The following is a 21,230-nucleotide window of genomic DNA, read 5'->3' as shown; positions in this document are numbered from 1 at the left end:
GCAGGAACGCATCATGACCACACCCGCACACCCGTCCGAACCCCGGGCCTCCCGCCCGGTTTCCCGCCCCTTGGGGGTGGCCGCCATTGGTTATGCCTTCATGGGCAAAGCCCATTCCAACGCGTGGCGGAACGTGGCCAGCTTCTTCGACGTCCCGGCCTTCGAGCAGAAAGTCCTCGTGGGCCGGGACGCCGGCGCCGTCGCGGAGGCCGCGGCCAAGTATGGCTGGGCGGAGTCGGCCACGGACTGGCGCACGGTGATCAGCCGGGATGACATCGACATCGTGGACATCTGCGCACCGGGCTGGATGCACGCCGAGATCGCCATCGCCGCCCTGGAAGCAGGAAAGCACGTGCTGGTGGAAAAGCCGCTGGCCAACACCTTGGCCGAGGCCGAACTCATGACCGCCGCCGCTGCCAAGGCCCGGGCCAAGGGAGTGCAGTCGATGATCGGCTTCAACTACCGCCGTGTCCCCGCCCTGGCCCTGGCCAAGGAGCTCATCGCCGAAGGCCGGGTCGGCACGGTCCGGCACGTGCGCGCCGCGTACCTTCAGGACTGGCTCGCCGAGGCCCACGCGCCCATGACCTGGCGGCTGCGCAAGGAAACCGCCGGGTCCGGAGCGCTCGGGGACATCGCCTCCCACGCCATCGACCAGGTCCTGTTCCTCCTTGGGGACCAGGTCACCGAGGTGTCCGGCCGGCTCAACACCTTCGTCAACCAGCGGCCCGGGAAGGACGGCACCGAGGATGTAACGGTCGACGACGCCGCCTGGGCCACGCTGTCCCTTACCTCAGGGGCCATCGCCTCCGTGGAGGTTTCCCGGGTGGCCACCGGCAGGAAGAACAGCCTCCAGATCGAAATCTACGGCGACAAGGGCAGCCTCCTGTTCGACCTGGAAAACCTCAACGAACTCGGCTTCCTGGACGCCACCCTCCCGGTCCGCGAGCAGGGCTTCCGCCGCATCCTGGTCAACGAGCCCGAACATCCCTACCTCGAGGCATGGTGGCCGCAGGGCCACATCATCGGCTGGGAGCACACCTTCACCCACCAAATCCGCGACTTCCTCAGCGCGATCAAGGACGGAACCCAGCCCTCCCCGTCGTTCGAAGAAGGACTGAACGTCCAGTACGTGCTGAACGCGGTGGAGGAATCCGCCGCCAACAAGAGCACCCTCACCGTCGTCCGCCACTAGCGCCCACCAGTTAAGGACCCCCCATGCCCCGCCCCTTTACCCTGTTCACCGGCCAGTGGGCCGACCTGCCCTTAGAAGAAGTCGCGAAGCTTGCTTCCGGCTGGGGCTACGACGGCCTCGAAATCGCGGTCTCCGGCGACCACCTGGACGCCTGGCGCTGGGACGAACCCGGCTACGTCGAATCCAAACTCGAGATCCTGGACAAGTACAACCTCAAGGTGTGGGCCATCTCCAACCACCTCAAAGGCCAGGCCGTGTGCGATGACCCCATCGACTTCCGCCACCAGGCCATCGTGGGGTCCAAGGTCTGGGGCGACGGCGATCCTGAAGGCGTCCGCCAGCGCGCCGCCGAGGAAATGAAACACACCGCCCGGCTGGCCAAGGCCCTCGGCGTGGACACGGTCGTCGGCTTCACTGGCTCCTCCATCTGGCAGTACGTTGCCATGTTCCCGCCCGTCCCGGAAAAAGTCATTGACGCCGGCTACCAGGACTTCGCCGACCGCTGGAACCCCATCCTGGACGTCTTCGACGAAAACGGCGTCCGCTTCGCCCACGAAGTCCACCCGAGCGAAATCGCCTACGACTACTGGACCACCGTCCGAACCTTGGAAGCCATCGGCCACCGCGAAGCCTTCGGCCTGAACTGGGACCCCTCGCACATGATGTGGCAGGGCATCGATCCTGTCTCCTTCATCTGGGACTTCAAGGACCGGATCTACCACGTGGACTGCAAGGACACCAAGGTCCGCCAGACCGGCCGCAACACCGTCATGGGCTCCCACCTGCCCTGGGGCGATCCCCGCCGGGGCTGGGACTTCGTCTCCGCAGGGCGCGGCGACGTCCCCTGGGAAGCCTCCTTCCGCGCCCTGACCGCCATCGGCTACGACGGCCCCATCAGCATCGAATGGGAAGATGCCGGCATGGACCGCCTCCACGGCGCCCCCGAAGCCCTCGCCGCCCTCAAGAAATACGACTTCCCCGCCTCCCAAACCAGCTTCGACGCCGCGTTCAGCAGCAAGGACTGAGCCCGGTGCGCAGGCTTCAGCCGGGCCAGCGTTGCGAAGTGTGGGTGGCCTCAGAGACGGCGGAACAGGAACTTGCATACTCCACCGGGAATATGCTCCTCGAGGCACCCAACTGGACACTCGATGGCCGCGCATTGATCCTCAACGGAAATGGCAGGCTGTGGCGGTTCGACCTTGCGTCCGGTGCCCTCGCGGAGGTTCCGCTCCACGGCGTCCCGGAGCTTAATAACGACCACGTCCTGCACCCGGACGGCAGCAGCATCTTCCTGTCAGGCGAGGACGGCCATATCTACCGGGCGCCCCTTGCGGGCGGCTCGGCCACCAGGATCACGAACGACGACGGGTCCTGGCACTTCCTGCACGGTGTCAGCCCCGACGGACGGCAACTGGCGTACGTGGACATAGAGGGCGGGGACTTCACGCGGCCGGGACGCCTGAGGACCATCCCCGCGACGGGTGGTCCGGCATACCGCGTGGAGGTGGGCGAGGGGCACTGTGACGGGCCGGAGTACTCACCCGACGGGGACTGGCTGTACCTCAACACCGAATCCTTCAGCACCGCGCCCGGCCATGCGCAGCTGGCGCGGGTCCGTCCCGACGGCAGCGGGTTCGAGCGGTTGCTGCACAGCAGCACGGTCGACTGGTTCCCGCACTTGTCACCTGACGGCAGACTCGCCGCCTACATCCGTTTCCCGGCTGGAACGCAGGGCCACCCCGCGGACCTGCCCGTCGACGTCGTCCTGGTGTCCACCAGCGACTGGACGGCTCCCCTGCACACCTGGCCGGTGTTCGGCGGCCAGGGCACCCTCAACGTCAACAGTTGGTCGCCGGACTCCCAACGCTTCGCCTACGTCGCCTACCCGGTGGAGGCGGGGGCAACGGGCGCGGGTTAAGTCCTGTCAGTGCGCCCCCTTATCCTTGGACCGCGACTCTAACCCAGGCTGTGCTTTCTTTTGCTGGGCGTCTCCCTGCTGTGGAAGAGCCTGACCATGGCCTGGTTCACGCTGCTCATCTTCGGATCCCGGTTCGCTTCCAAGTGGCTCAAGGGTCCGCGGAGCATCAAGGTGGTGGACCGCATCACCGGAACGGTCCTGGTGGGCTTCGGCCTGAAACCCGCGGCAACCCCGGGCCACTAAGGCGCTGCTGACGCTCCCCTAGGAGGTGCGGACGGACTCCTGGCCAAGGACCACGTCGTACGCCTCCACACTTCGGTCCGTCACCGTGGTGGGTGCTTCCAGGTGGACCGCGCCGGAGGGCAGGATGCCTGCCCCGCCGTACCGTTCCATGACCTGCCACTGGGCCACCACGTCCTCCCCCGCGTGGCCGGCCGGCAGGCTGGTCCAGAAACGGAACCCGCCGGCGTCGTTCAGTGCTTCCCTTCGGTACAGCACGCACCCGCCCAGCCAGGCGACGTGGTACGGCAACCACTGGCCGGGCTGCAGCGACAGTTCGGAGCTGAGATGGCTGAGGTTGGCGGCGCTGTGCAGCGGCCACTGCTCGAATTCCTGGGTGCCCGGCCGGACGTGCTCCGGGGTCACGGGGCCGTCCCAGACCTTGAAAGTGGCGGTCTGCTCCGGCCTGCGGTCGTCCAGGAAAGACAGGCCCTGGGGTGCCATTCCCACAAAGCCGCACTGGAGTTCGTCGAGTGCCCGGCTCAGCCGCGCCAAGGCGCCCGGTTCCAGCCAGACGTCGTCGTCCAGGAAAAGGCATTGGTCAGCGGTGGACTGGTCCAGCAGGAACTGCCGGTGTTCGGCCAGGCCCTGGCGCGGGAGGTGGCGCAGCAGCGTGACGGGCCGGCCCTGCGCCTCAAGCACCCGCACCATCGCGGCGGCGGCCGGGTGTTCCCAAGCGGGTTGCCCCGCTGACTGGTCGCTGACCACGACGGCGAACGCGGGTTCCTGCTGCGCGGCCAGTCCCGCGAGGGTGACGGCGAGTTCGGCCGGCCGGTTGCACGTGGGCACCAGGACATCCACCGCTGCCGTGTCCGGCCGGTCCTGTTGCTGCGCCCACTGCCCCGAAAACCTCATGCCCACGGTCCACCTTCCTGCCGTCGAAGTTGGCGCCGACGGGGCAGCAGAAGGTGCCTGCCGCTGCCCGTTGCCGGCGAATTGGTATCGCGTGTTCCGTACCCAGCCGTGCGGGATGTATTCGCACCGCCACCCCCATGACAGCTCCGCAGATCCCGGACCTGACCCCTCTGGAACGGCAAAGGCCCCCGCTTCCGCTGCCGGTGGCAGCAGGAACGGGGGCCTATGGTTCAGGGCGACTTATCCGGCGTCGAAGCTTTCGTCGTCGTCATTGGGGGATTCCTCCTGCGGAAGGTCGTTGCCGCTCCCGTCCGGAATGCCCGTGGCTTCCTGGCCGGACTCGGATGAGACCCCTGCCGACCCCTGGGAATCGTCATTCGACTCATCGATGTCCGCGGCGCTGGAGGGAAGGTCCATATCGTGTGACAGGGGATCCCCGCCTGTGCCCGACTGCGGCTCGTTGGTCTCGGCGCCGCCCGAAGACGTGCCTCCGCCGGACTGCTGGCCGCCGCCACTGGACTGCTGGCCGCCCTGGGTGCCGGCCGCCTCCTGCTCGGCGGTGGGGGTGCCGTAGCCGCCCGGGGCGGTCTCGGGTTCAGCCTGCTGGTTTTCCTGCGTCATGCTTCCTCCTGTTGTGCTTTGCCGATGGTGCTGGTCTGGGAAAACTTTTGTGGACTACAGCCCCTTGCCGCCGGTGACCGGCAGGACTGCACCCGAAATGTAGGAGCCGTCCTCGGAGGCAAGCAGCACGTACGCGGCTGCGAGCTCCGCCGGCTGTCCCGCGCGTTCCAGGGGCGTGTCCTGGCCGAAGGACGGGAGCTTGTCCGGCCACTCGGTGGCGGGGATCAGGGGTGTCCAGATAGGGCCGGGTGCCACCGCGTTGACGCGGATCCCCTTGGGTCCCAGTTCCTGGGCCAGGGCTTTGGTGAATGCCACCTGTGCCGCCTTGGTCATGGCGTAGTCGATAAGCCCGGGTGAGGGATTGAAGGCCTGGATGGAGGCCGTGGTGATGATCGAGGCCCCCGCCTTTAAGTGCGGTACCGCAGCCCGCGCCGACCACAGCAGCGAGTAGAGGTTGGTCCGGAAGACCCGGTCAAACTCCTCGGTGGGAAGCGTCTCCAGGCTCTCGCGGTTCTTCTGGTACGCCGCGTTCAGCACCAGAACATCGAGCCGGCCGAACCCCGATACGGTCTCCTCCACGATGCGGGTGCTGAATTCCTCTTCGCGTCCGTCGCCGGGAAAGAGGAGCGCGCGGCGTCCGGCTTTCCGGATCCATTCCGCGGTGTCCTGCGCGTCGGCTTCCTCCTCGGGAAGGTAGGAAATGGCGACGTCGGCCCCTTCCCGCGCGAAGGCGATGGCCGCGGCCTTGCCGATGCCGGAGTCCCCGCCGGTGATGAGCGCCGCTTTCCCTTCGAGCTTGCCGTTCCCCTTGTAGCTGTGCTCTCCGTGGTCCGGTTTGGGGTCCATGGGCGCGGTAAGTCCGGGCTGTTTCTGTTCCTGCTCCGGGAACGGTCCGGAGTGATAGCCGCCGCGCGGATCTTTTGGCTGGTCTGTTTGCTTGTCCATGTCGCTCATAGTCCGCCTGCCTGTGTCGGTTGACCTGTTCGGTTGGAAGAGCACCGCCGCGCTCCGGCCCTTCGAAGCTATCGGGAGTAGCGGACCAAGTCCACCACTCCAAGGTAATAATCAGTAAACTTATCAAATGTGGTCGCAGGCGCAACGCCGGCCTTGTTTCTGGGTATGGGAGGAGTAGAAAGAAGGCCTGCACGTGGCCGTAGTGGAAGGAGGGCCAATGTCCGAAGTCGAGGACTATACGGGCCGGACGGGGCGGAATGAAACCCGGGAGGAGCAGCTGGACCGCAACTGGGCGGAGCTCCTGCAGGAGCTGCGCGTGCTCCAGACCGGGGTGCAGATCCTGGCCGGCTTCCTGCTGACGCTGCCGTTCCAGCAGCGCTTCGAGAAGCTGGACGACTGGGAGGTTGGCCTCTACCTTATCAACGTGGTGGTCGCCGCCCTGACCACGGCCTTTATCCTTCTCCCGGTCAGCGTGCACCGGCGGCTCTTCCGGAAGCGGCTCAAGGAGATGCTGGTTTCCAGCGCGGACACCATCACCAAGATTGCCCTTGGCGGCATCGCCCTGCTGAGCGCCGGTACTGCCGCCTTGGTGTTCGACGTCGCGGCAGGAAGGTCCGCAGGGGTTACCGCCGGCGGGGCGCTGCTGGGCGTCATGGTGGTCATGCTGGTGTTCGTCCCGCTTCGGCTGAACAAACTGGCCAGCGGGAAAATCCTCCCGCCCGCCCAGGAGAAGGAGTGAAAATGCGTAAATGGGCCAAAGAGCATGGCCTGCTGGTGGCCAACCTGGCTTGCTTCCTGGTCTTCTTTGCCGGCATGGTCCTCTCCGGGGCAGCGTCCTACAGCGAGGACCAGCAGGCGCACGGCGAACCGCCGGTCTCGGTCCTGCAGTTCCTGGGCACCGGCGCTTTCGTGGAAGCCACCTTTGAGAATTGGGAATCCGAGTTCCTGCAGATGGCCATGTACGTGGTCCTCACGGTGTTCCTGTTCCAAAAAGGATCAAGCGAGTCCAAACCGCTCGGAAAGAAAGCGCCGCAGGATGAGGACCCACAGCAGGCAGCCGTCAGCAGGGCCACGCCGTGGCCTGTGCGGCGCGGCGGTGCAGTGCTCAAGCTGTACGAGAACTCCCTGTCAATCCTGCTCTTCGCCCTTTTCCTTGGATCATTTGCCCTGCACGCCGCCGGAGGCGTGGACGAGTACAACCAGGACCAGCAAAGCCACGGCCAGCCTGCCATCACCTTCCTGCAGTACCTGGGCAGCAGCCGCTTCTGGTTCGAGTCCTTCCAGAACTGGCAAAGCGAATTCCTGGCCGTAGGCGTCCTGGTGGGCGCCTCGGTCTACCTGCGCCAAAAGGGATCCCCGGAGTCAAAGCCCGTGGCGGAACCCCACTACGAAACCGGGGCCTGAACACCCGGGCCAACCAGCACCAATCCAACCAGCCCCACCCAAAAGGAGAGACTGTATGCGAACCTTCGTGCGAACCACCCTTCTAGCCCTGCTGCTCCTGGCCGCCCCGGCCCTGCCGGCCGGCGCAGCCACTGCGGCGGCACCGGCATCCGCCGCCAGCCAGGCAGTCCCGCAACAAGTGGCCTCGGGATCAACAGGCGCTGCATGGGCGGCGGCCACGTCTCCCACGCCTTCTCCCGGGGATACCGCGTCCACCGGCCCGGCCAACCCCGGTACGGGCGAGTCGGCACAGAATGAGAACACGCGCCTTAACTACGCCCCGTGGGTGATTGCCGGTGTAGCCGTCCTGGTGGTGATCGCCATCCTGGTCTTCCGGCGCCGCCGCAACACCACGATCGTCGGCTAGGCGCCCTCGAGTACCTGGCTTGTGACCCAGGCCAGGTACTTGCCGGCGTTCGCCACCGCATCTTCCGGACTGGATGCCACGTCCAACAGCTGGGCAGCCGCCTCCACACCGTGCCCGGCGAGCTCCTCAAGGGTCACCAGGATCCTGCCTGCCACCACGATGACAGGAATTCCGCGGTCCCGGGCGGCGTCGGCGAGCGCGATCGGCGCCTTGCCGGTGAGCGATTGCGAGTCCATGGATCCCTCGCCCGTAATCACCAGGTCTGCCTGGCCCAATTGGTCCGCCAGTCCAGTGAGGCCAGCCACCAGTGCGAAGCCGCCTTCCAGCGTGGCGCTGGTGAAGGCAAGGAACGACGCCGGGAAGCCGCCGGCGGCGCCGGCGCCGGGTACGTTCACGTCCCGGCCCGTCGCCTCCCGCAGCACTGATGCCCAGTTGCGGAGCCCGGCGTCGAGCATTTCCACGGCGTCCTGGTCCGCGCCCTTCTGGGGTCCAAAGACGAGCGCGGCGCCGGTGGGACCGTACAGCGGGTTGCGGACGTCGACGGCGATGCGGAAGGTGGTGGCGGACAGCCGCGGGTCCATCCCGCTCGTGTCCAGGGCAACAACATCGGCCAGCCCGCCGCCGCCCAGGGGCACCACGTTTCCGGCGGAGTCCAGTGGCTTCAGGCCCAAGGCACGCAGGGCGCCGCTGCCGCCGTCGGTCATGGCCGAACCGCCCAGGCCCAGGACGATCTCGGTGGCTCCGGCATCCAGTGCCGCGGCGATCAGCTGGCCGCAGCCGTAGCTGTGGGCGCGCAATGAGTTGGCGGGGGTTGGTTCCATGTCGGCCAGGCCGGACGCCTGCGCCGTCTCGATCACCGCGGTCACCTTGCCGTCGCCCTTATGGATGGCCCAGGCGGCGCCGAGCGGGGCCAGGATGGGGCCAACTACAGCGTTCAGCCGCTCTTCATAGCCCGCCGCAACGGCCGCTTCCAGCGTGCCTTCCCCGCCGTCGGCAATGGGGAACTGGGTGGCGACGGCGTCCGGGTACACCCGCAGGGCCCCTTCGGCGATGGCGGCAGCGGCCTCGGCTGCCGTCAGGGACCCCTTGAACTTGTCCGGAGCGATAAGAATGCGCATGCGGTCCATCATGCCAGCACCTCGCGGGAAAGCGCTTGCCGCCTCCGGAATGTGGACTTCGTTGCTACTGGGAGTGGGAGGGCGTCCCTCCCGGCAAGGACCCCCTTAGGCCTCGCGCCAGTCGTGGCTGGTGATATGCGAGCCCGCCTGCGGCCCCATCTGCAGCATGCCGCCGTCAACAACCCAGCCCGCGCCGGTGACGTAGCTGGAAGCGGGCGAGGCGAGGAAGGCGATGACGTTGGCGATCTCCCAGGCGTTCCCCGGCCGGCCCAGCGGCACCCCGGGCCGCTCCGCCGTCGTCGGGTCCTGGTCTTCCTGCCCTGTCATGGGGGTGGAAATCTCGCCGGGGGCCACCGTATTGGCCGTGATGCCGTACTGGCCCAACTCAAGGGCAAGCGTCTTCATGAGGCCGCCCAGGCCGTGCTTGGACGCGTCGTAGGCGGATGAGCCCACGCGCGGCTGGAACTCGTGAACGCTGGACACCGCCACAAGCCTTCCGCCCTTGCCTGCCTTGACCATGCGCCGCGCCGCGGCCTGCAGGCAGACGAAGGCGCCGTTAAGGTTCGTGTCCAGGATCTGCATCCAGTCGTCGATTTCCATGTCCAGGAACCTGGTGCTTGCCCCCGTCCCCGCATTGTTCACGAAGACATCCAGGCCGCCCAGCTCTTCGGCAAGTTCGTCGATGACACCCGCCGCACTGCGCAGTTCACTGGTATCCAGTTGCCGGACCACAGCCTTGCGCCCCAGGCCGCGGATTTCCCCGGCAGTTTCCTCCGCCCCCTCCTTGTCCGAGTGCCAGGTGACGCCGACGTCCATCCCGGCACGGGCCAGCGCCACCGCAGTGGCCTTGCCGATCCCGGAATCGGAGCCGGTGACGATGGCGGTGGTGGGGGCGAAGTTGCTGGTGTCCGGCATGGCGGGCCTTTCGTTTGGGTTGGGCTCGGTCAGTTGCGGGTCGTTGTTTCAGGCGGGGTGGCAGGTCAGGCGGGGCGGCGCAAGTCTGGCTGGTAGGAGTCGTTATCGGTTTCGGCGACATCTTCCCGGAGCGCCGCTCCGGATTCGTCAGGTGCCTCCGGGACGGCCATCAACGGGACGGCGAAGGTCACCACGAGCCGGCCGTCGGAGTCGTCCGCGGACCGGATGGTCAGGCTCCTGGTGCCCGGCGGCACCGACGGGGCGAACACCTGCAGGTTGCGGGAACCCACGGTGGCCGATTCCTTCAGGGTGTATTCGGTCCCGAAGTGGTCCTGGAGGGTGAGCCGCGGTTCGTGTGCGCCGTCGGAGGGCAGGTGGATGTTGACCACCAAGCCGGAGGCCCACACTTCCACGGAAAGGATGGTGAATTCGGTGGCGGAGGTGACGTGCCGTCCATAGGTGGGGGGCAGCAGCATCCGGCGCAGTGCGCCGGATGGGATGAGGTTGCTCATGATATGTCCTGTAGGTCTTGCGCCGGCGGTTGGCGGTGGCGCCGGAGGATGATCCGGCGCCGCCAAGCGCTGGGGCGCGGGTGCGGCTCAGGCGTCTTCCCGGTTGGGATTTTCCAGCCGGAAGAAGTTCGATTGGGTGCCGTCGCTGCGCTGTTCCTGGTAGATGAAATTGAGTTTCCGGGAGTCGAAAGTGTCGAACCATTCCTCCCAGCTGACGTGGCGGAGCTTGTCGTCCTTGCCACCGAAGTCGATCCGCAATACTCCGAGGTGGTCGCCGTGTTCGGTGCCCTCCACCGTGCCGGGCACCCCGTCGCGCTCCTCCGCCCACTGCCTGATGACTTCGTGGTGGGTGGTGGCCAGGCTGCGGCCTTCACGCTCCGGCTCATCCTCGGTGGAGGTGACTTCCTGCGAGTACTTCAGGGACTTTGCGGACTCCGGTCCGCGGCGGATCTTCCCGCCCTCGGGGCCGGCTCCCAGGCCTTCCTCGTCCCCGCTCCCACCCGCTTCGCGGTTCCTGCTGCCTTTGCCTTCTGCCACGCCCGCCTTCCTTTCGCTTCGGGCCAACTAGTAAGTCTACTTACTATGGAGCCTCTGGAGCGGACCGCCTGTCAAGGGGAGGGGAGGGTACTTTGCGGACGGTTTGCGGAGAGGGGGGCAAAGTCTGCGCACAGGCAGGGGAGGTACGGGGAGCAGCTATCGGAGCGGGCGGACCACAGCGTAGTAGCCGGGCACCCGGTCCTGTCCCGGGACACCGGTGGCCGGGTTGGTTTCGATGGCCACATGGCCATCCTCAAGGAGTTCCCAGGCCGACGCCGGGAAAGCACGTTCGCGCTCTTCGGGCCCGAAGTGCCCCGGCATGGGCAGTCCGCGGATGGCGAGTTCCAGCGGCGCCGGAATGCCGCGTGTGGTGGCTCCGAGGTGGGACACGTACTCCACCGGGTTCCCCTGGAAATTTGTCTCGGCCATGAAGACGGTGCCGCGGCGGCCGGCAAGGTGCCACAGGTTTTCAACGAGTGCCGTCTGGTGCGCGGGGTTGAGGACGTGCAGTACGCCGCGGATGAAAACGTTCGCCCCGTCGTCGCCTGCGCCAATGGATTGGGCCAGCGCTGCGCCTGCACCCTCCGCCGTCATGTCCCGTGCCTCAAATGCCGCGTTGCTGCTGCCCGCCGACTCCGCGCGCGCCCTGGCGATGGCGTGCCGCGAGACATCAACGCCAATGACCCTGGGAAAAATCCCGGCGAGCTCACGGGTAAAACCCCCATGGCCGCAACCGGTGTCCACTACGGGAAGTGCGGGGTCCAGGTAGCGCTGAAGCCTGTCCTTGTAGCCAAGGAACTCATGGTCACTGCCGGAGTCCCAGAGGACCTCTCCGCCCGGGCCCGTGGCGGTGATGCCGGCCCAGTAGGTGTCCCATGCCTTATGCCGGTCCTTCGGGGCGTTCCGGGAGAGCCTGACGAGTTTGGGGATCATCAGGTACTTCTGCCAGGCCGAGGATGATGAATTTGTTGGGGACACGGCTCAAATATATGTTCCCTTGCTGGGAGCCACGGCCAGCCCGGCTACATTACGGCGCGCCACGATCCGCGTCGCGTGAACCGGGGAGGGTAACAACGAGGTAGGGCGGGCTTCCTCCCTGGTAGACCCGCCCGGCGGCCATCCCCCTAGAATGTACTCAACTGGGAGGGAAGGGAGCACCGTGACGGCTGTGCCGAATGACGCCCGCCTGCCCCGAACCGCTGCCGTCGCTGATCCGGACGCCGGCCGGCTGGCCACCAACACCCAGGCACTGCGTGACGCCGGGTACAGCGTCTTCGAAGCAACTGACGCCGCTGGCCTCGCCGGCCTGCTGCGCACCACCGAACCCTCCGTGATCGTCGCCGATGCGGCCCTGTCCACGGCTCTGTCAAACGTACCCGCCACCACCCCCGTCCTGGTGATGGTGGACCTGGACAATCCGCAGGAGATCCGCGCGGCCAACGCGCCAGGCGTCCACGACTGCATCACCAAGCCCCCTGTGCCCAGGGAGCTGGTCCACCGGGCCTCCGTCCTGATCGAGCAGGTGGCCCGGCGCCGCGCCTCCCGGCAGGAGGCCGAAGAGCTGCGCGGGCAGCTGCGCGAGGTCTCCGCAGCCGTGCGCGCCACCAACGATCCCCAGGAGATCGCCAACCACGTCGTCACCGGATTCGGCCGGACCTTCAAGGCGGACCACGTTGTCCTGGCCACCTTCGAGGACCACCGGGTCCCCGTGATCACGGCCGCCTGGCACCGGCCAGGCCTGCCGGAGTTGCCCCCGGACGCCCTTCCCGGAGAGGACGAGGCCCGCGCCACATCGGATGCGCTTTGGGCGGGGACCGAGACCCTTTCCGCTGAAGGGAACGAGGCCGAGCCCAGCACAGACGACAAGCCCGTGGCCGCCGTCGCCGGAGCCGCCTCCACCCTGGCAGTGCCCATCGGCGAAGGAAATTCCTCCCTGGGCATCATCTGGATCGCCATGATGGACCGGCCCCGCACCTGGTCAAGCGCTGAGCTGGGGCTGATCCAGCACGTGGCCGGCAACGCCGCCTATGGCCTGATCCAAAGCCACCTGATCAGCAGCCAGCAGCAGGTGGTGAAGCAGCTGCGCGAGCTCGACAAGGCCAAGACAGACTTCCTGGCCACCGTGAACCACGAGCTGCGCACGCCGCTGACCTCGATCATGGCGTACCTGGACATGATCCAGGAGAGCACAGAGCATCCGGTGTCCAGGGAAGTCCACCAGATGCTGGACATCGTGGTCCGCAACACCGAGCGGCTCCGAACGCTCATCGAGGACATGCTCAGCGTCTCGCGCGGCGGCCTGGACAACACGGAGATGCACCTGGCACCGGTGCGCCTGGGCCACACCCTGGACCTCGTGGCCGCGGCGCTCCGGCCGTTGGCCACGCTGCAAAACGTGACCATCGAGGTGGACCCGGTGCCGGAGGATCCGGAAATCCTTGCCGACGAGGTGCAGCTGCAGCAGGTGTTCACCAACCTGGTGTCCAACGCGATCAAGTTCACGCCCAAGGGCGGGCGGATCGAGGTGGGCAGCGAATCCCACGCGGCGGCAGATGGCTCCAAGTGGGCCACCGTCCGGATTGCCGACACCGGCATCGGCATCTCGGGTGACGAAATCAACCACGTCTTCACCAGGTTCTACCGCGCCTCCAACGCCATGAACGGTGCCATCCCGGGGACAGGGCTGGGCCTTGCCATCTCCAAGGACATCGTGGACCGCCACGGGGGACGGATCGACGTCGACTCCACCCTGGGCGCCGGGACCACGGTCACCGTCTGCCTTCCCCTCGGGACCGACCGCGTGCAGGCCAACTAGGCGCCGAAGGAGGACTGCCCATGTTTACCGACGACGACCCCCGGCTTTCCCAGCTGCTGGAAGGCATTGTCCGGCTGGCCTCCGGCGACCTCACCTCCCGCATCGAGGTTTCACCGGCCCGGGATGAGCTGGATGCCATCATCATGGGCACCAACCTGCTGGCCGAGGACCTGCAGGTCATTTACGAAGAACTTGAGCAGCGCGTCCAGGTCCGCACCCAGCTCCTGCACGAGGCACACCTCGAGATGCAGAAAATGGCCATGCAGGACCCCCTGACGGGCCTGGCCAACCGTTCGGCGCTGATCGAAGCCCTTCGCGCTGCCCTTGAGGCACGATCCGGGTCCGGCCGGGAATCGGCAGAAGACGGTCCAGCCATCCTGCTGATGGACCTCGACGCCTTTAAATCGATCAACGACAGCATGGGGCACACGGCTGGCGACCAGGTACTGGTCACCGTGGGTGAAAGGCTGCGGAACGCTGTCCGGGTGTCCGACGTCGTTGCCCGCCTGGGCGGGGATGAGTTCGCCATCGTCATGCCGTCGGCGTCGGCGGACCAGGCCGCCGTGGTGGCGCACCGCATCCTGGCCTCGCTCAATGAACCCATTGAGCTGCCCGGCCGCAGCGTGCGCTGTGGTGCCAGCATCGGGCTCAGCGTGGGCAGCGAAGGCCAGACCCCGGAGGACATGCTGATGGAGGCCGATGTCGCCATGTATGCCTCCAAGGCCGAGGGGCAAAACAAGCTGCACAGGTTCGAGCCGGCGTTGCTGCTGGTGCGGCGGCTCCGCAGCCAGTTGGTGGACGACCTGCGGGCCGCCATCAAAGACGATGCGCTGACGCTGCACTACCAGCCGGTGGTGGAGCTTGCCACCGGCCGGATTGAAGGCGTCGAGGCGCTGGTCCGGTGGAACCACCCCACCCGCGGCTTCATCATGCCTGACGAGTTCATTCCCCTTGCCGAGGAAGCCGGGCTGATCTCGGAACTGGGCCTGTGGGTGCTCCAGACCGCCGTGAAGCAGCTCCGGTGCTGGGCCGACGCCGGGCTGGTGGACAGTTCCTTTTCCGTGCGCATCAACATTTCCGCCACGGACCTGCAGAGCCTGCAGTTCATTGAGGACGTGCGGAACACCCTCCAGGAAACAGGAGTCAAACCCGAACAGGTGGTCCTGGAACTGACGGAAGTGGCCATCGTCAAAGGCAACGAGTTGGACCGGTATTCACTGGGGGGTCTGCGCGGCCTGGGCGTGGGCATCGAAATCGACGACTTCGGCACCGGCTACTCCTCCATCAGCTACCTCCGCCGCCTCCCGGTGGACCGGGTCAAGGTGGACAGATCGCTGATCACCGGCCTTGAGAGCGACCCCAGCCAGCCGGCCCTGGTGGCAGCGGTGCTGCAGTTGGTCCGGGCGTGCGGGCTGGACGCGGTCTGGGAAGGCGTTGAGACGGCGGAGCAGGCGCAGATCCTGCGTGATCTGGGCTGCCGCAGCGCCCAGGGCTACTACTTCAGCCGCCCCGTGCCGCCGGAGCAGATACCGGAACTGCTTGCTGACCAGCAGGAAAGCGCTAACCGATAGCGGCAAACTACTGCGCTTTCGGAGCCGCCGTTATACGATCAGCGTGCGGTGTCCGGTTCTTCGCCTCCGCAGGTTTCAGGGTCTTTCAGCACCGTACTTTTATAAGGCGTTTGGAAATTTGAACATAATTGGGCCATCGGGTCATTACTTCGTCAACTGGGGGCGTTGCTAATGTCGGTTCGGGTACAGGCATGGGGAATTATCGCCGCTGTCCTGGCGGATACGGATCCTGCGGGAGCCGCCGTCCGGCAGCGCTTGAGCAAAAGCCTCGACGAGAATCCCGGCGTGCCCGAGCGGGCGCTGCTGGAGTACCTGCTCGAGACCCGGCGGAGCGACGCCAATACGGTCGAGACGCTGGAAACGGCCAGGGAGATGCGCCTCACGCCGCCCGCCCTGCCACCGCAGTTCGCTGAGCAGTTGGACGCCATCCGCAGCATGTCCCGGATCAGCGCCCTGCTGGAAAACAAGATGCTGATGACCGCGTTCCAGCCCATCTACGGGCTCGAAGGAAAAACCGTGGTGGGCGCGGAGGCACTCTCCCGCTTCGTCAGCGACGATGGGGCCGCCGCCGAACTGTGGTTTGCTGAGGCAGCCGCCGTGGGCTTGGGGGCAAACCTTGAATTTTCCGCGCTCGGGTCCGCTGCTGCGGCGGCGCGCAACCTGCCGGAAAACCTTTATGTTTCGTTGAACATTTCGCCCACGTCCTGCCTGGACCCGCGGCTGCCCGAACTGTTCGACCACATCGAGCTTCCCATCGACCGGGTGGTGCTCGAATTGACCGCGGATATCCCGGAAGAGGAATACCTGCAGTTTATTTCCGCGATTAATCCGCTGCGCGAAAAGGGGCTGCGCGTCGCCGTCGACGACACCCACAGCGGTGCGGGGGCGCTCAGCCGCATGATCCATCTGCGGCCCGATTTCCTCAAGGTGGGCCGCAATGTCATCGCCGATGTGGACAAGGACGGGCTGCAGCACGCCCTCGCGTCCTGCCTGGTGGACTTCACCGACCAGATCGGCGTAACCCTGGTGGCCGAAGGCATCGAGACGGTGGGCGAGCTGAAGGCCCTCAGTGAACTTGGCATCAGCGCCGGCCAGGGCTACCTGCTGGGCCGGCCGTCCGTCCGGCCCGAGGACTGGGCCAACTGGAACACGCGCCTGGACATGGATGGCCTGGAGCGCCACCTGGCCGGCCCGGGCGAGCCGCGGAAGAGCCAGGGCAAAACAACGTCCTGAGAAGTGCCGTGGGCCAGCTGCCGGAAGACCGCAGGTCCGCCGGCAGCTGGACGCCCAGGCACTATTCGGAGTGGCCCTGGTCCCTGCTCATCTGGTCCTCCGCGGGCGGCGTCTCTCCGGGAGGCACTCCCCCGCCTGGTTCCAGGCCGGTGACATTGCCCTCTGCGGGGTCGGGGTTCGGCGATCCGCCCGACTCTTTGCTGCGCTGCTCAGCGAGGTGGGGCTGGGCGGCGCCAACATCATCCTTCCCGGGACGGTCGGGATTCGCGGGGTCATTTTCCGGATGGTAAGTGCTCATGCTGCCTTTCCTTCCTCTCCGGCTGTGGTTCGATTCCCCAGCACTGGACTAATTGTAAGCATGCTGATAATTCTGGAGGAGTAGGGCCGGTACGCCGCTGGGGTGCCGGCACGCGATGTCGGAAGGAGCAGTCACATGGGAATCGGCGACAGCATCGGCAAGGCAGCGGAAAACGCCATGGAGGACCTGGCCGGAACCTCCAAGCCGACGGAAAAGACGGATGTTCCGGACCCGGCAAACCCCAATGACGACGTTGAAGTGCACTCTTCCCTGAGCGAAGGGTCAAACGCGATGGAGGCGGAGAAGCAAAAAGCCCCCGGCCTCAAGACTGGGGCCGCCCCGGCTCCGGTGTCCAACAGCCCGCTGGGCGGGGACGTCGACGGGAACGACAGGGTCCACAGTGACATGGCGCGGAACGACCAAAAGCAGGACGGGGCGTCGGACGACGGCGGCCTGGCCGGTGATGCGACGGCGCCCACCGAAGCGGGCCGCGGCTAGTCCCTCGACAGGGTCGGTGGGCCGGGCGCGGTTCAGCCGGTGGCGCCGCCGTTCCCCGGCGCATGCCGCCACTGGCCGCGCGCCCGCAGCACGTCGCGGAGCAGGTCCGCCCGGTCCGTGACGATCCCGTCCACGCCAAGGTGCAGGAGCCGGTGCATTTCGGCCTCCTCATTAATGGTCCATACGTGCACCACCAGGCCCAGTTCATGGGCGCGCCGGATGAAGCCGGCCGTGACTACAGGTATCCGTCCATAGCGGACGGGTACCTGTAGTGCGTGCACGTCCCGGAGGACCCGGCGCATCAGTCGCCGGAACACCGGGCGTGGCAGCGCCGGGCCCAGCAGCGTGAAGAGGGCATTCGAGGCCACTCCGGCGGACGAAGCCACCGGTTGGCTGAGCAGCTTCAGCACCGCCCGCCGTCGGCGGTCCGAAAAACTGGTGACCAGCACCCGGTGGTGCACCTGGTGCCGCTCGATGGCGGCCGCAGTGCTGCGAACCGAGCTCCAGTCCTTGACGTCCAGGTTGAGGCGGGCACCGGGAAGCTCAGCGACCAATTGGTCGAAGGTGGGGATGGGCTCGCGGCCGTTAATCCGGGCCTTTGCCACCTCCGCCGCGGGCAGCTCCGCCACCCGGCCGTTGCCGTCCGTCACCCGGTCCAGGGTTTCGTCGTGGAACAGCAGCAGCACGCCGTCGGACGTTGTGTGGACGTCCGTTTCAAGGTAGCGGAAGCCGAGTTCAACGCCGGCCCGGAACGCGGCCATCGAATTTTCCAGCCCCTCGGCCGAGAAACCGCGGTGGGCCATGGCGATGGGCAGCTGCCGCCCGGCATCATCCGGGTGCTCGAAGAAGGGCAGGGTCACACTGCGAGCGTACCCGAGGCGCAAGGGCTTCAGTCAGCGCAGCCTTGCAGTCAGCCCAGCAGCTCAGTCGGTGCAGGGAAGGATGTCCACGCCGTCGCCGCAATGCAGCAGGGTGCGCCCCCGGCCGCCGTCAAGGTGGACCCAAACCGCCGTGTGGTCCGGCGTGATGGTGTCCACCACGCCGCTTGACTCAAAGCCGGGTGAAAAGAGGACCCGGACGCGGTCGCCCTGGCGCAGCTGCTTCCAGTGCGGGGCGGGTGTTGCTGCGCGGAGCGGCCCATCGGCTGCGTGCTGCTTGGTGCTTCTTGCCATTGTTACCCCCTTTGAGCCGGCGGAGGTGCCTGCTCTCCACGCTTGACGCTACGGCGGGAAGGTAAACGCCAGGTGAGCGCAAGCTGGAAAAACGGTGGCTCCAGCCGGGCGGGGTGGGTTTCAGGAAAACTGGACGCCCAGGGAAGCGAGCCGGGCCTCCAAAACCTGGGCCACGCCGTCGTCGTCAAAATGCGGCGCCTGCTGCCCTGCCGCGCGGATGGCCTCCGGGTGTCCGCTGGCCATCGCATAGCCGTGGCCGGCCCAGCGGAGCATCTCGATATCGTTGGGCATGTCTCCGAAAGCCACCACGTCGGCGGCGCCGATGCCCAGGGCGGACGCGTATTCGGCCAGGGTGACAGCCTTGTTGACGCCTGGCAGGGACAGCTCCAGCATCGCGACTCCGGGTGAGGAGTGGGTGGCAGCAGCCAGGTGCCCGACGGCGGGAGCCACCTCGGCGAGGAAGTCGTCAGGCGTGCCGTCGCGGACGATGGCGAGGAATTTCACCACGGAGTCGTCGCGGGTGAGCGTGTCCTTCAGCGGCGCGGGGGTGAATTCGGCGAGCAGCTCGCTGGATTCGTTTTCGATGAAGCCCGGTTCCAGGTGGAAGCCGGTGAGCGTCTCCGCGGCGAACAGCGCCGCCGGGCGGAGTTCCTTGATGATGCTCCGGACTTCCATGACGGTGTTGATGGCCAGGGTGCGGGCAGAGACCAGGCGGTCCGCCTCGAGATCCCACACCACCGCGCCGTTGGAGCAGATCACGCGTCCGGCGTGGCCCAGCTGTTCTTCGAGGGGGTGCAGCCACCGGGGTGGCCGGCCGGTGACGAAGACGAGTTCGACGCCGGCGTCCCGGCAGGCGTGAAAGGCGCGGACGGTGCGGGGGCTGATTTTTCCGTCGTGCCCGAGGATCGTTCCGTCGATATCGCTTGCTACCAGCCGCATCCTGCAAGTCTACGTGGGCGTTGGGCAGCAAGCGTGCGCTGGAAGGCGGCAGGGCGTCGTTTCGCTTCCGGGGATGGCTCGTCTGCGCCCAGCACCTTGCGGGACTGCCCGTTGTCAGCCTCCGGCGCTACACTGAACTTATCGAACATATTTTCGAATAAAGGTGTGTTGTGGGCGTTATTGTCGGTCCCCGCGTGATAGATGCGGGTGCCTCGTTGTTCTCGGTGCTGATCTCGCCGGTGGCGGTGGCAGCGGGCTTTCCGTCGCCCGCGCAGGACTACTTCGACGGCCGGATTGATCTAAATGCGCACCTGATTAAGGACATCACCAGTACCTTCGTGGTCCGGGTGACCGGCGACTCCATGGAGGGCGCGGGCATCAGCGACGGCGACGAACTGATCGTGAACCGTGCCCTGGAACCCAGGGACGGATCCGTGGTGATCGCAGTGCTGGACGGGGAGCTGACGGTCAAGCGCCTCCGCATCACCCGCACCGGAGTGGTGCTCCAGGCGGAGAACCCCAAGTACCAGGACATCCGCGTCCCTGCCCTGTCCGAGCTGACCATCTGGGGTGTTGCCACCCGGTGCCTGCACCATGTGTGACGCCTTTGGCCGGGAAGCCCCATGACTAGGCCTGTGATGATGCGGCAGATGCCGCAGATCGCCCACGTGGACGTCAACTGCTTCTATGCCTCCGCCGAGCGGGCGTTCGACCCCTCCTTGGAAGGGCGTCCGCTGGTAGTGCTGTCCAATAACGACGGCTGCGCTGTGACCCGTTCCCCCGAGGCGAAAGCCCTGGGCATCACCACCGGTGAACCCTGGTTCAAGCTCGCGCCGAGGGCCAAGGAGTGGGGCCTGGTGGCAAAGTCCAGCAACTACGAGCTGTATGGGGACATCAGCGCCCGTGTGATGGAGCTGCTGGGCAGGTACTCGGCCTGGCTGGAGGTTTACAGCATTGATGAGGCGTTCCTGGGCGTCAAGGGTGGACAGGAGGAACTGCTGGCCCTGGGCCGGAGGATGAAGGAGGCAGTCCGCCGGCACGTGGGCGTCCCGGTGTGCGTGGGCATCGCGCCCACCAAGACCCTGGCGAAGCTCTGCAACAAGTGGGCCAAAAACAATCCCGCTTTTGGCGGGGTCTGCCTGTGGGAGTCGGTCCCGGCTGATGTGCGCCAGGCGCTGATGGGCCGTTTGCCGGTGGATGAGGTCTGGGGCATCGCCGGGCGGCTCAGTAAGCGGTTGAACGTCTTGGGGATCTTCACGGTCATGGACCTGGTCCGGGCGGATCCCGTGATGATCCGCGACAAATTCTCCGTGGTGCTGATGCGCACCGTCCTGGAACTGCGCGGCACACCGTGCATCCCCATGGAGGAGGAACGGATTGGACGCGACCAGTTGATCTTCTCCCGGTCCTTCGCCACGCCTGTAACCACCGCCGCCGGCCTCCGCGAGGTCCTCAGCATCTACGGCCAGCAGGCGAGCGCCAGGCTCTCAAAGCACGGGTTGCAGGCGAAGGTCCTGACGGCATTCGCTGCCACTTCCCCCTTCAGGGACAACGAACAGGCCTATCCCTCTGTTTGCGTCTCACTGCCCATGCCCACGGCGGATCCGCTGCTGCTCACCAAGGCCGCGCACGCCCTGTTGCCGCAGATCCACGAAGGGCTGAAGTATGCCAAGGCGGGCCTGCTGCTCACCGACCTGCGGCCCACGGGAAACCAGCCGCCGCTGGAACCGTTCGAAAACCGGCATGAGGAGCGCGGCATCGGGCCACTGCTGGAGGACGTGAGCCGTCGCTTCGGGCGGGGTGCCATCGGGTTGGGGCATGCGGGCATCAGGTCCGGATTGGACTGGACCATGAAACGGGACATGCGCTCGCCCCGGTATACCACGCACTGGGACGAGCTCCCCTTGGTCAAAGCGGCCTGAAACGCAGTAGGTCCCGCCGCCGGCGTACTGCCAACGGCGGGACCCCGTTACTGCTGGACCTTCTGGTCCGG

Annotated in this window: 25 protein-coding genes; 13 read left to right on the top strand and 12 right to left on the bottom strand. The window is 66.6% G+C overall.

Going from position 1 to position 21,230, the window contains the following annotated elements; genetic code table 11:
• The first annotated feature begins 13 nt into the window (after window positions 1-13).
• From ACIGJD_RS00855 to ACIGJD_RS00840, 4 genes are all read left to right on the top strand, one after another.
• On the top strand, window positions 14-1,192 hold the full coding sequence (locus ACIGJD_RS00855) for a Gfo/Idh/MocA family protein (protein ID WP_483687878.1): 1,179 nt from the start codon (window positions 14-16) through the stop codon (window positions 1,190-1,192).
• Window positions 1,193-1,215: 23 nt separating this feature from the next.
• Window positions 1,216-2,217, top strand: coding sequence for a sugar phosphate isomerase/epimerase family protein (locus tag ACIGJD_RS00850; RefSeq protein WP_483687877.1), 1,002 nt, complete (start codon window positions 1,216-1,218; stop codon window positions 2,215-2,217).
• Between the two features lie 44 nt (window positions 2,218-2,261).
• Window positions 2,262-3,110, top strand: coding sequence for a TolB family protein (locus tag ACIGJD_RS00845; RefSeq protein WP_483687876.1), 849 nt, complete (start codon window positions 2,262-2,264; stop codon window positions 3,108-3,110).
• Between the two features lie 96 nt (window positions 3,111-3,206).
• Window positions 3,207-3,353 (top strand): hypothetical protein, encoded by a 147-nt coding sequence (locus ACIGJD_RS00840; protein WP_483687875.1) that lies wholly within the window; start codon window positions 3,207-3,209, stop codon window positions 3,351-3,353.
• Window positions 3,354-3,371: 18 nt separating this feature from the next.
• On the opposite strand, the gene ACIGJD_RS00835 is transcribed toward ACIGJD_RS00840, so the two are convergent.
• The 3 genes from ACIGJD_RS00835 to ACIGJD_RS00825 all read right to left on the bottom strand — a co-directional run bounded on the left by ACIGJD_RS00835 (window position 3,372) and on the right by ACIGJD_RS00825 (window position 5,819).
• On the bottom strand, window positions 3,372-4,244 hold the full coding sequence (locus tag ACIGJD_RS00835; RefSeq protein ID WP_483687874.1) for a glycosyltransferase family 2 protein: 873 nt from the start codon (window positions 4,242-4,244) through the stop codon (window positions 3,372-3,374).
• Between the two features lie 240 nt (window positions 4,245-4,484).
• Window positions 4,485-4,865 (bottom strand): hypothetical protein, encoded by a 381-nt coding sequence (locus tag ACIGJD_RS00830; RefSeq protein ID WP_483687873.1) that lies wholly within the window; start codon window positions 4,863-4,865, stop codon window positions 4,485-4,487.
• A 54-nt stretch (window positions 4,866-4,919) separates the two neighbouring features.
• Window positions 4,920-5,819 (bottom strand): SDR family oxidoreductase, encoded by a 900-nt coding sequence (locus ACIGJD_RS00825; protein ID WP_483687872.1) that lies wholly within the window; start codon window positions 5,817-5,819, stop codon window positions 4,920-4,922.
• 217 nt (window positions 5,820-6,036) lie between these two features.
• On the opposite strand from ACIGJD_RS00825, the gene ACIGJD_RS00820 reads away from it, so the two are divergent.
• From ACIGJD_RS00820 to ACIGJD_RS00810, 3 genes are read left to right on the top strand one after another with little or no spacing between them, the layout of a single operon-like run.
• Complete coding sequence (locus tag ACIGJD_RS00820; RefSeq protein ID WP_483687871.1) at window positions 6,037-6,558, top strand: DUF6328 family protein; 522 nt, start codon at window positions 6,037-6,039, stop codon at window positions 6,556-6,558.
• A 2-nt stretch (window positions 6,559-6,560) separates the two neighbouring features.
• Window positions 6,561-7,223: a DUF6766 family protein gene (locus ACIGJD_RS00815; protein WP_483687870.1), complete on the top strand. Its 663-nt coding sequence runs from the start codon at window positions 6,561-6,563 to the stop codon at window positions 7,221-7,223.
• 55 nt (window positions 7,224-7,278) lie between these two features.
• Entirely contained in the window at window positions 7,279-7,629 is a 351-nt protein-coding gene (locus tag ACIGJD_RS00810) for a LuxR family transcriptional regulator (protein ID WP_483687869.1), read from the top strand.
• On the opposite strand, the gene ACIGJD_RS00805 is transcribed toward ACIGJD_RS00810, so the two are convergent.
• From ACIGJD_RS00805 to ACIGJD_RS00785, 5 genes are all read right to left on the bottom strand, one after another.
• Complete coding sequence (locus ACIGJD_RS00805) at window positions 7,626-8,747, bottom strand: glycerate kinase (RefSeq protein WP_483687868.1); 1,122 nt, start codon at window positions 8,745-8,747, stop codon at window positions 7,626-7,628. The genes ACIGJD_RS00810 and ACIGJD_RS00805 overlap by 4 nt on opposite strands.
• A gap of 105 nt (window positions 8,748-8,852) precedes the next feature.
• The gene (locus tag ACIGJD_RS00800) at window positions 8,853-9,662 is read right to left on the bottom strand and encodes an SDR family oxidoreductase (RefSeq protein ID WP_483687867.1); all 810 of its coding nucleotides are present in this window, start codon (window positions 9,660-9,662) and stop codon (window positions 8,853-8,855) included.
• A gap of 65 nt (window positions 9,663-9,727) precedes the next feature.
• Window positions 9,728-10,174, bottom strand: coding sequence for a hypothetical protein (locus ACIGJD_RS00795; protein WP_483687866.1), 447 nt, complete (start codon window positions 10,172-10,174; stop codon window positions 9,728-9,730).
• A gap of 87 nt (window positions 10,175-10,261) precedes the next feature.
• Window positions 10,262-10,711: a Rho termination factor N-terminal domain-containing protein gene (locus ACIGJD_RS00790; protein ID WP_483687865.1), complete on the bottom strand. Its 450-nt coding sequence runs from the start codon at window positions 10,709-10,711 to the stop codon at window positions 10,262-10,264.
• A 156-nt stretch (window positions 10,712-10,867) separates the two neighbouring features.
• On the bottom strand, window positions 10,868-11,644 hold the full coding sequence (locus ACIGJD_RS00785) for a class I SAM-dependent methyltransferase (protein ID WP_483689559.1): 777 nt from the start codon (window positions 11,642-11,644) through the stop codon (window positions 10,868-10,870).
• A 226-nt stretch (window positions 11,645-11,870) separates the two neighbouring features.
• On the opposite strand from ACIGJD_RS00785, the gene ACIGJD_RS00780 reads away from it, so the two are divergent.
• The 3 genes from ACIGJD_RS00780 (at window position 11,871) to ACIGJD_RS00770 (ending at window position 16,330) form a co-directional block, all read left to right on the top strand.
• Window positions 11,871-13,526: an ATP-binding protein gene (locus ACIGJD_RS00780; RefSeq protein ID WP_483687864.1), complete on the top strand. Its 1,656-nt coding sequence runs from the start codon at window positions 11,871-11,873 to the stop codon at window positions 13,524-13,526.
• 20 nt (window positions 13,527-13,546) lie between these two features.
• Complete coding sequence (locus ACIGJD_RS00775) at window positions 13,547-15,097, top strand: putative bifunctional diguanylate cyclase/phosphodiesterase (RefSeq protein ID WP_483687863.1); 1,551 nt, start codon at window positions 13,547-13,549, stop codon at window positions 15,095-15,097.
• Window positions 15,098-15,268: 171 nt separating this feature from the next.
• A complete protein-coding gene (locus ACIGJD_RS00770) occupies window positions 15,269-16,330 on the top strand; it encodes an EAL domain-containing protein (protein ID WP_483687862.1) in 1,062 nt (353 codons plus the stop codon).
• Between the two features lie 61 nt (window positions 16,331-16,391).
• On the opposite strand, the gene ACIGJD_RS00765 is transcribed toward ACIGJD_RS00770, so the two are convergent.
• On the bottom strand, window positions 16,392-16,628 hold the full coding sequence (locus tag ACIGJD_RS00765) for a DUF6480 family protein (protein ID WP_236800509.1): 237 nt from the start codon (window positions 16,626-16,628) through the stop codon (window positions 16,392-16,394).
• Window positions 16,629-16,763: 135 nt separating this feature from the next.
• Here ACIGJD_RS00765 and ACIGJD_RS00760 point away from each other — a divergent pair, with 135 nt between their 5' ends.
• Window positions 16,764-17,126 carry a hypothetical protein gene (locus ACIGJD_RS00760; protein ID WP_483687861.1) on the top strand — a complete coding sequence of 121 codons (363 nt, stop codon included), beginning with the start codon at window positions 16,764-16,766 and terminating at the stop codon, window positions 17,124-17,126.
• Window positions 17,127-17,158: 32 nt separating this feature from the next.
• Here the strand turns inward: ACIGJD_RS00760 and ACIGJD_RS00755 are convergent, their stop codons facing one another.
• The 3 genes from ACIGJD_RS00755 to ACIGJD_RS00745 form a co-directional block, all read right to left on the bottom strand.
• Window positions 17,159-17,986, bottom strand: coding sequence for a glycerophosphodiester phosphodiesterase family protein (locus tag ACIGJD_RS00755; RefSeq protein WP_483687860.1), 828 nt, complete (start codon window positions 17,984-17,986; stop codon window positions 17,159-17,161).
• 63 nt (window positions 17,987-18,049) lie between these two features.
• Window positions 18,050-18,298, bottom strand: a complete 249-nt coding sequence (locus ACIGJD_RS00750; RefSeq protein ID WP_483687859.1) for a hypothetical protein — start codon at window positions 18,296-18,298, stop codon at window positions 18,050-18,052.
• Window positions 18,299-18,418: 120 nt separating this feature from the next.
• Entirely contained in the window at window positions 18,419-19,237 is an 819-nt protein-coding gene (locus tag ACIGJD_RS00745; protein WP_483687858.1) for an HAD family hydrolase, read from the bottom strand.
• Window positions 19,238-19,407: 170 nt separating this feature from the next.
• Here ACIGJD_RS00745 and ACIGJD_RS00740 point away from each other — a divergent pair, with 170 nt between their 5' ends.
• Both ACIGJD_RS00740 and ACIGJD_RS00735 read left to right on the top strand, forming a co-directional pair.
• Window positions 19,408-19,839, top strand: coding sequence for a LexA family protein (locus ACIGJD_RS00740; RefSeq protein WP_483687857.1), 432 nt, complete (start codon window positions 19,408-19,410; stop codon window positions 19,837-19,839).
• Window positions 19,840-19,878: 39 nt separating this feature from the next.
• Complete coding sequence (locus ACIGJD_RS00735; protein WP_483689558.1) at window positions 19,879-21,159, top strand: Y-family DNA polymerase; 1,281 nt, start codon at window positions 19,879-19,881, stop codon at window positions 21,157-21,159.
• Window positions 21,160-21,230: the final 71 nt, after the last annotated feature.

Source organism: Arthrobacter sp. E1SS-5 (genome assembly GCF_057073715.1).
Note: the sequence above shows the minus strand (reverse complement) of the source record. Positions and strands in the feature narration are given on the sequence as shown.

What these genes read in the sequence shown, in the direction of transcription:
- ACIGJD_RS00820 (WP_483687871.1), top strand. Translation starts at nt 6,037, where the DNA reads ATGTCCGAAGTCGAGGACTATACGGGCCGGACGGGGCGGAATGAAACC.
- ACIGJD_RS00855 (WP_483687878.1), top strand. Translation starts at nt 14, where the DNA reads ATGACCACACCCGCACACCCGTCCGAACCCCGGGCCTCCCGCCCGGTT.
- ACIGJD_RS00840 (WP_483687875.1), top strand. Translation starts at nt 3,207, where the DNA reads ATGGCCTGGTTCACGCTGCTCATCTTCGGATCCCGGTTCGCTTCCAAG.
- ACIGJD_RS00795 (WP_483687866.1), bottom strand. Translation starts at nt 10,174, where the DNA reads ATGAGCAACCTCATCCCATCCGGCGCACTGCGCCGGATGCTGCTGCCC.
- ACIGJD_RS00785 (WP_483689559.1), bottom strand. Translation starts at nt 11,644, where the DNA reads ATGATCCCCAAACTCGTCAGGCTCTCCCGGAACGCCCCGAAGGACCGG.
- ACIGJD_RS00775 (WP_483687863.1), top strand. Translation starts at nt 13,547, where the DNA reads ATGTTTACCGACGACGACCCCCGGCTTTCCCAGCTGCTGGAAGGCATT.
- ACIGJD_RS00850 (WP_483687877.1), top strand. Translation starts at nt 1,216, where the DNA reads ATGCCCCGCCCCTTTACCCTGTTCACCGGCCAGTGGGCCGACCTGCCC.
- ACIGJD_RS00835 (WP_483687874.1), bottom strand. Translation starts at nt 4,244, where the DNA reads ATGAGGTTTTCGGGGCAGTGGGCGCAGCAACAGGACCGGCCGGACACG.
- ACIGJD_RS00800 (WP_483687867.1), bottom strand. Translation starts at nt 9,662, where the DNA reads ATGCCGGACACCAGCAACTTCGCCCCCACCACCGCCATCGTCACCGGC.
- ACIGJD_RS00770 (WP_483687862.1), top strand. Translation starts at nt 15,269, where the DNA reads ATGTCGGTTCGGGTACAGGCATGGGGAATTATCGCCGCTGTCCTGGCG.
- ACIGJD_RS00745 (WP_483687858.1), bottom strand. Translation starts at nt 19,237, where the DNA reads ATGCGGCTGGTAGCAAGCGATATCGACGGAACGATCCTCGGGCACGAC.
- ACIGJD_RS00810 (WP_483687869.1), top strand. Translation starts at nt 7,279, where the DNA reads ATGCGAACCTTCGTGCGAACCACCCTTCTAGCCCTGCTGCTCCTGGCC.
- ACIGJD_RS00805 (WP_483687868.1), bottom strand. Translation starts at nt 8,747, where the DNA reads ATGCGCATTCTTATCGCTCCGGACAAGTTCAAGGGGTCCCTGACGGCA.
- ACIGJD_RS00760 (WP_483687861.1), top strand. Translation starts at nt 16,764, where the DNA reads ATGGGAATCGGCGACAGCATCGGCAAGGCAGCGGAAAACGCCATGGAG.
- ACIGJD_RS00830 (WP_483687873.1), bottom strand. Translation starts at nt 4,865, where the DNA reads ATGACGCAGGAAAACCAGCAGGCTGAACCCGAGACCGCCCCGGGCGGC.
- ACIGJD_RS00815 (WP_483687870.1), top strand. Translation starts at nt 6,561, where the DNA reads ATGCGTAAATGGGCCAAAGAGCATGGCCTGCTGGTGGCCAACCTGGCT.
- ACIGJD_RS00765 (WP_236800509.1), bottom strand. Translation starts at nt 16,628, where the DNA reads ATGAGCACTTACCATCCGGAAAATGACCCCGCGAATCCCGACCGTCCC.
- ACIGJD_RS00735 (WP_483689558.1), top strand. Translation starts at nt 19,879, where the DNA reads ATGCGGCAGATGCCGCAGATCGCCCACGTGGACGTCAACTGCTTCTAT.
- ACIGJD_RS00750 (WP_483687859.1), bottom strand. Translation starts at nt 18,298, where the DNA reads ATGGCAAGAAGCACCAAGCAGCACGCAGCCGATGGGCCGCTCCGCGCA.
- ACIGJD_RS00825 (WP_483687872.1), bottom strand. Translation starts at nt 5,819, where the DNA reads ATGAGCGACATGGACAAGCAAACAGACCAGCCAAAAGATCCGCGCGGC.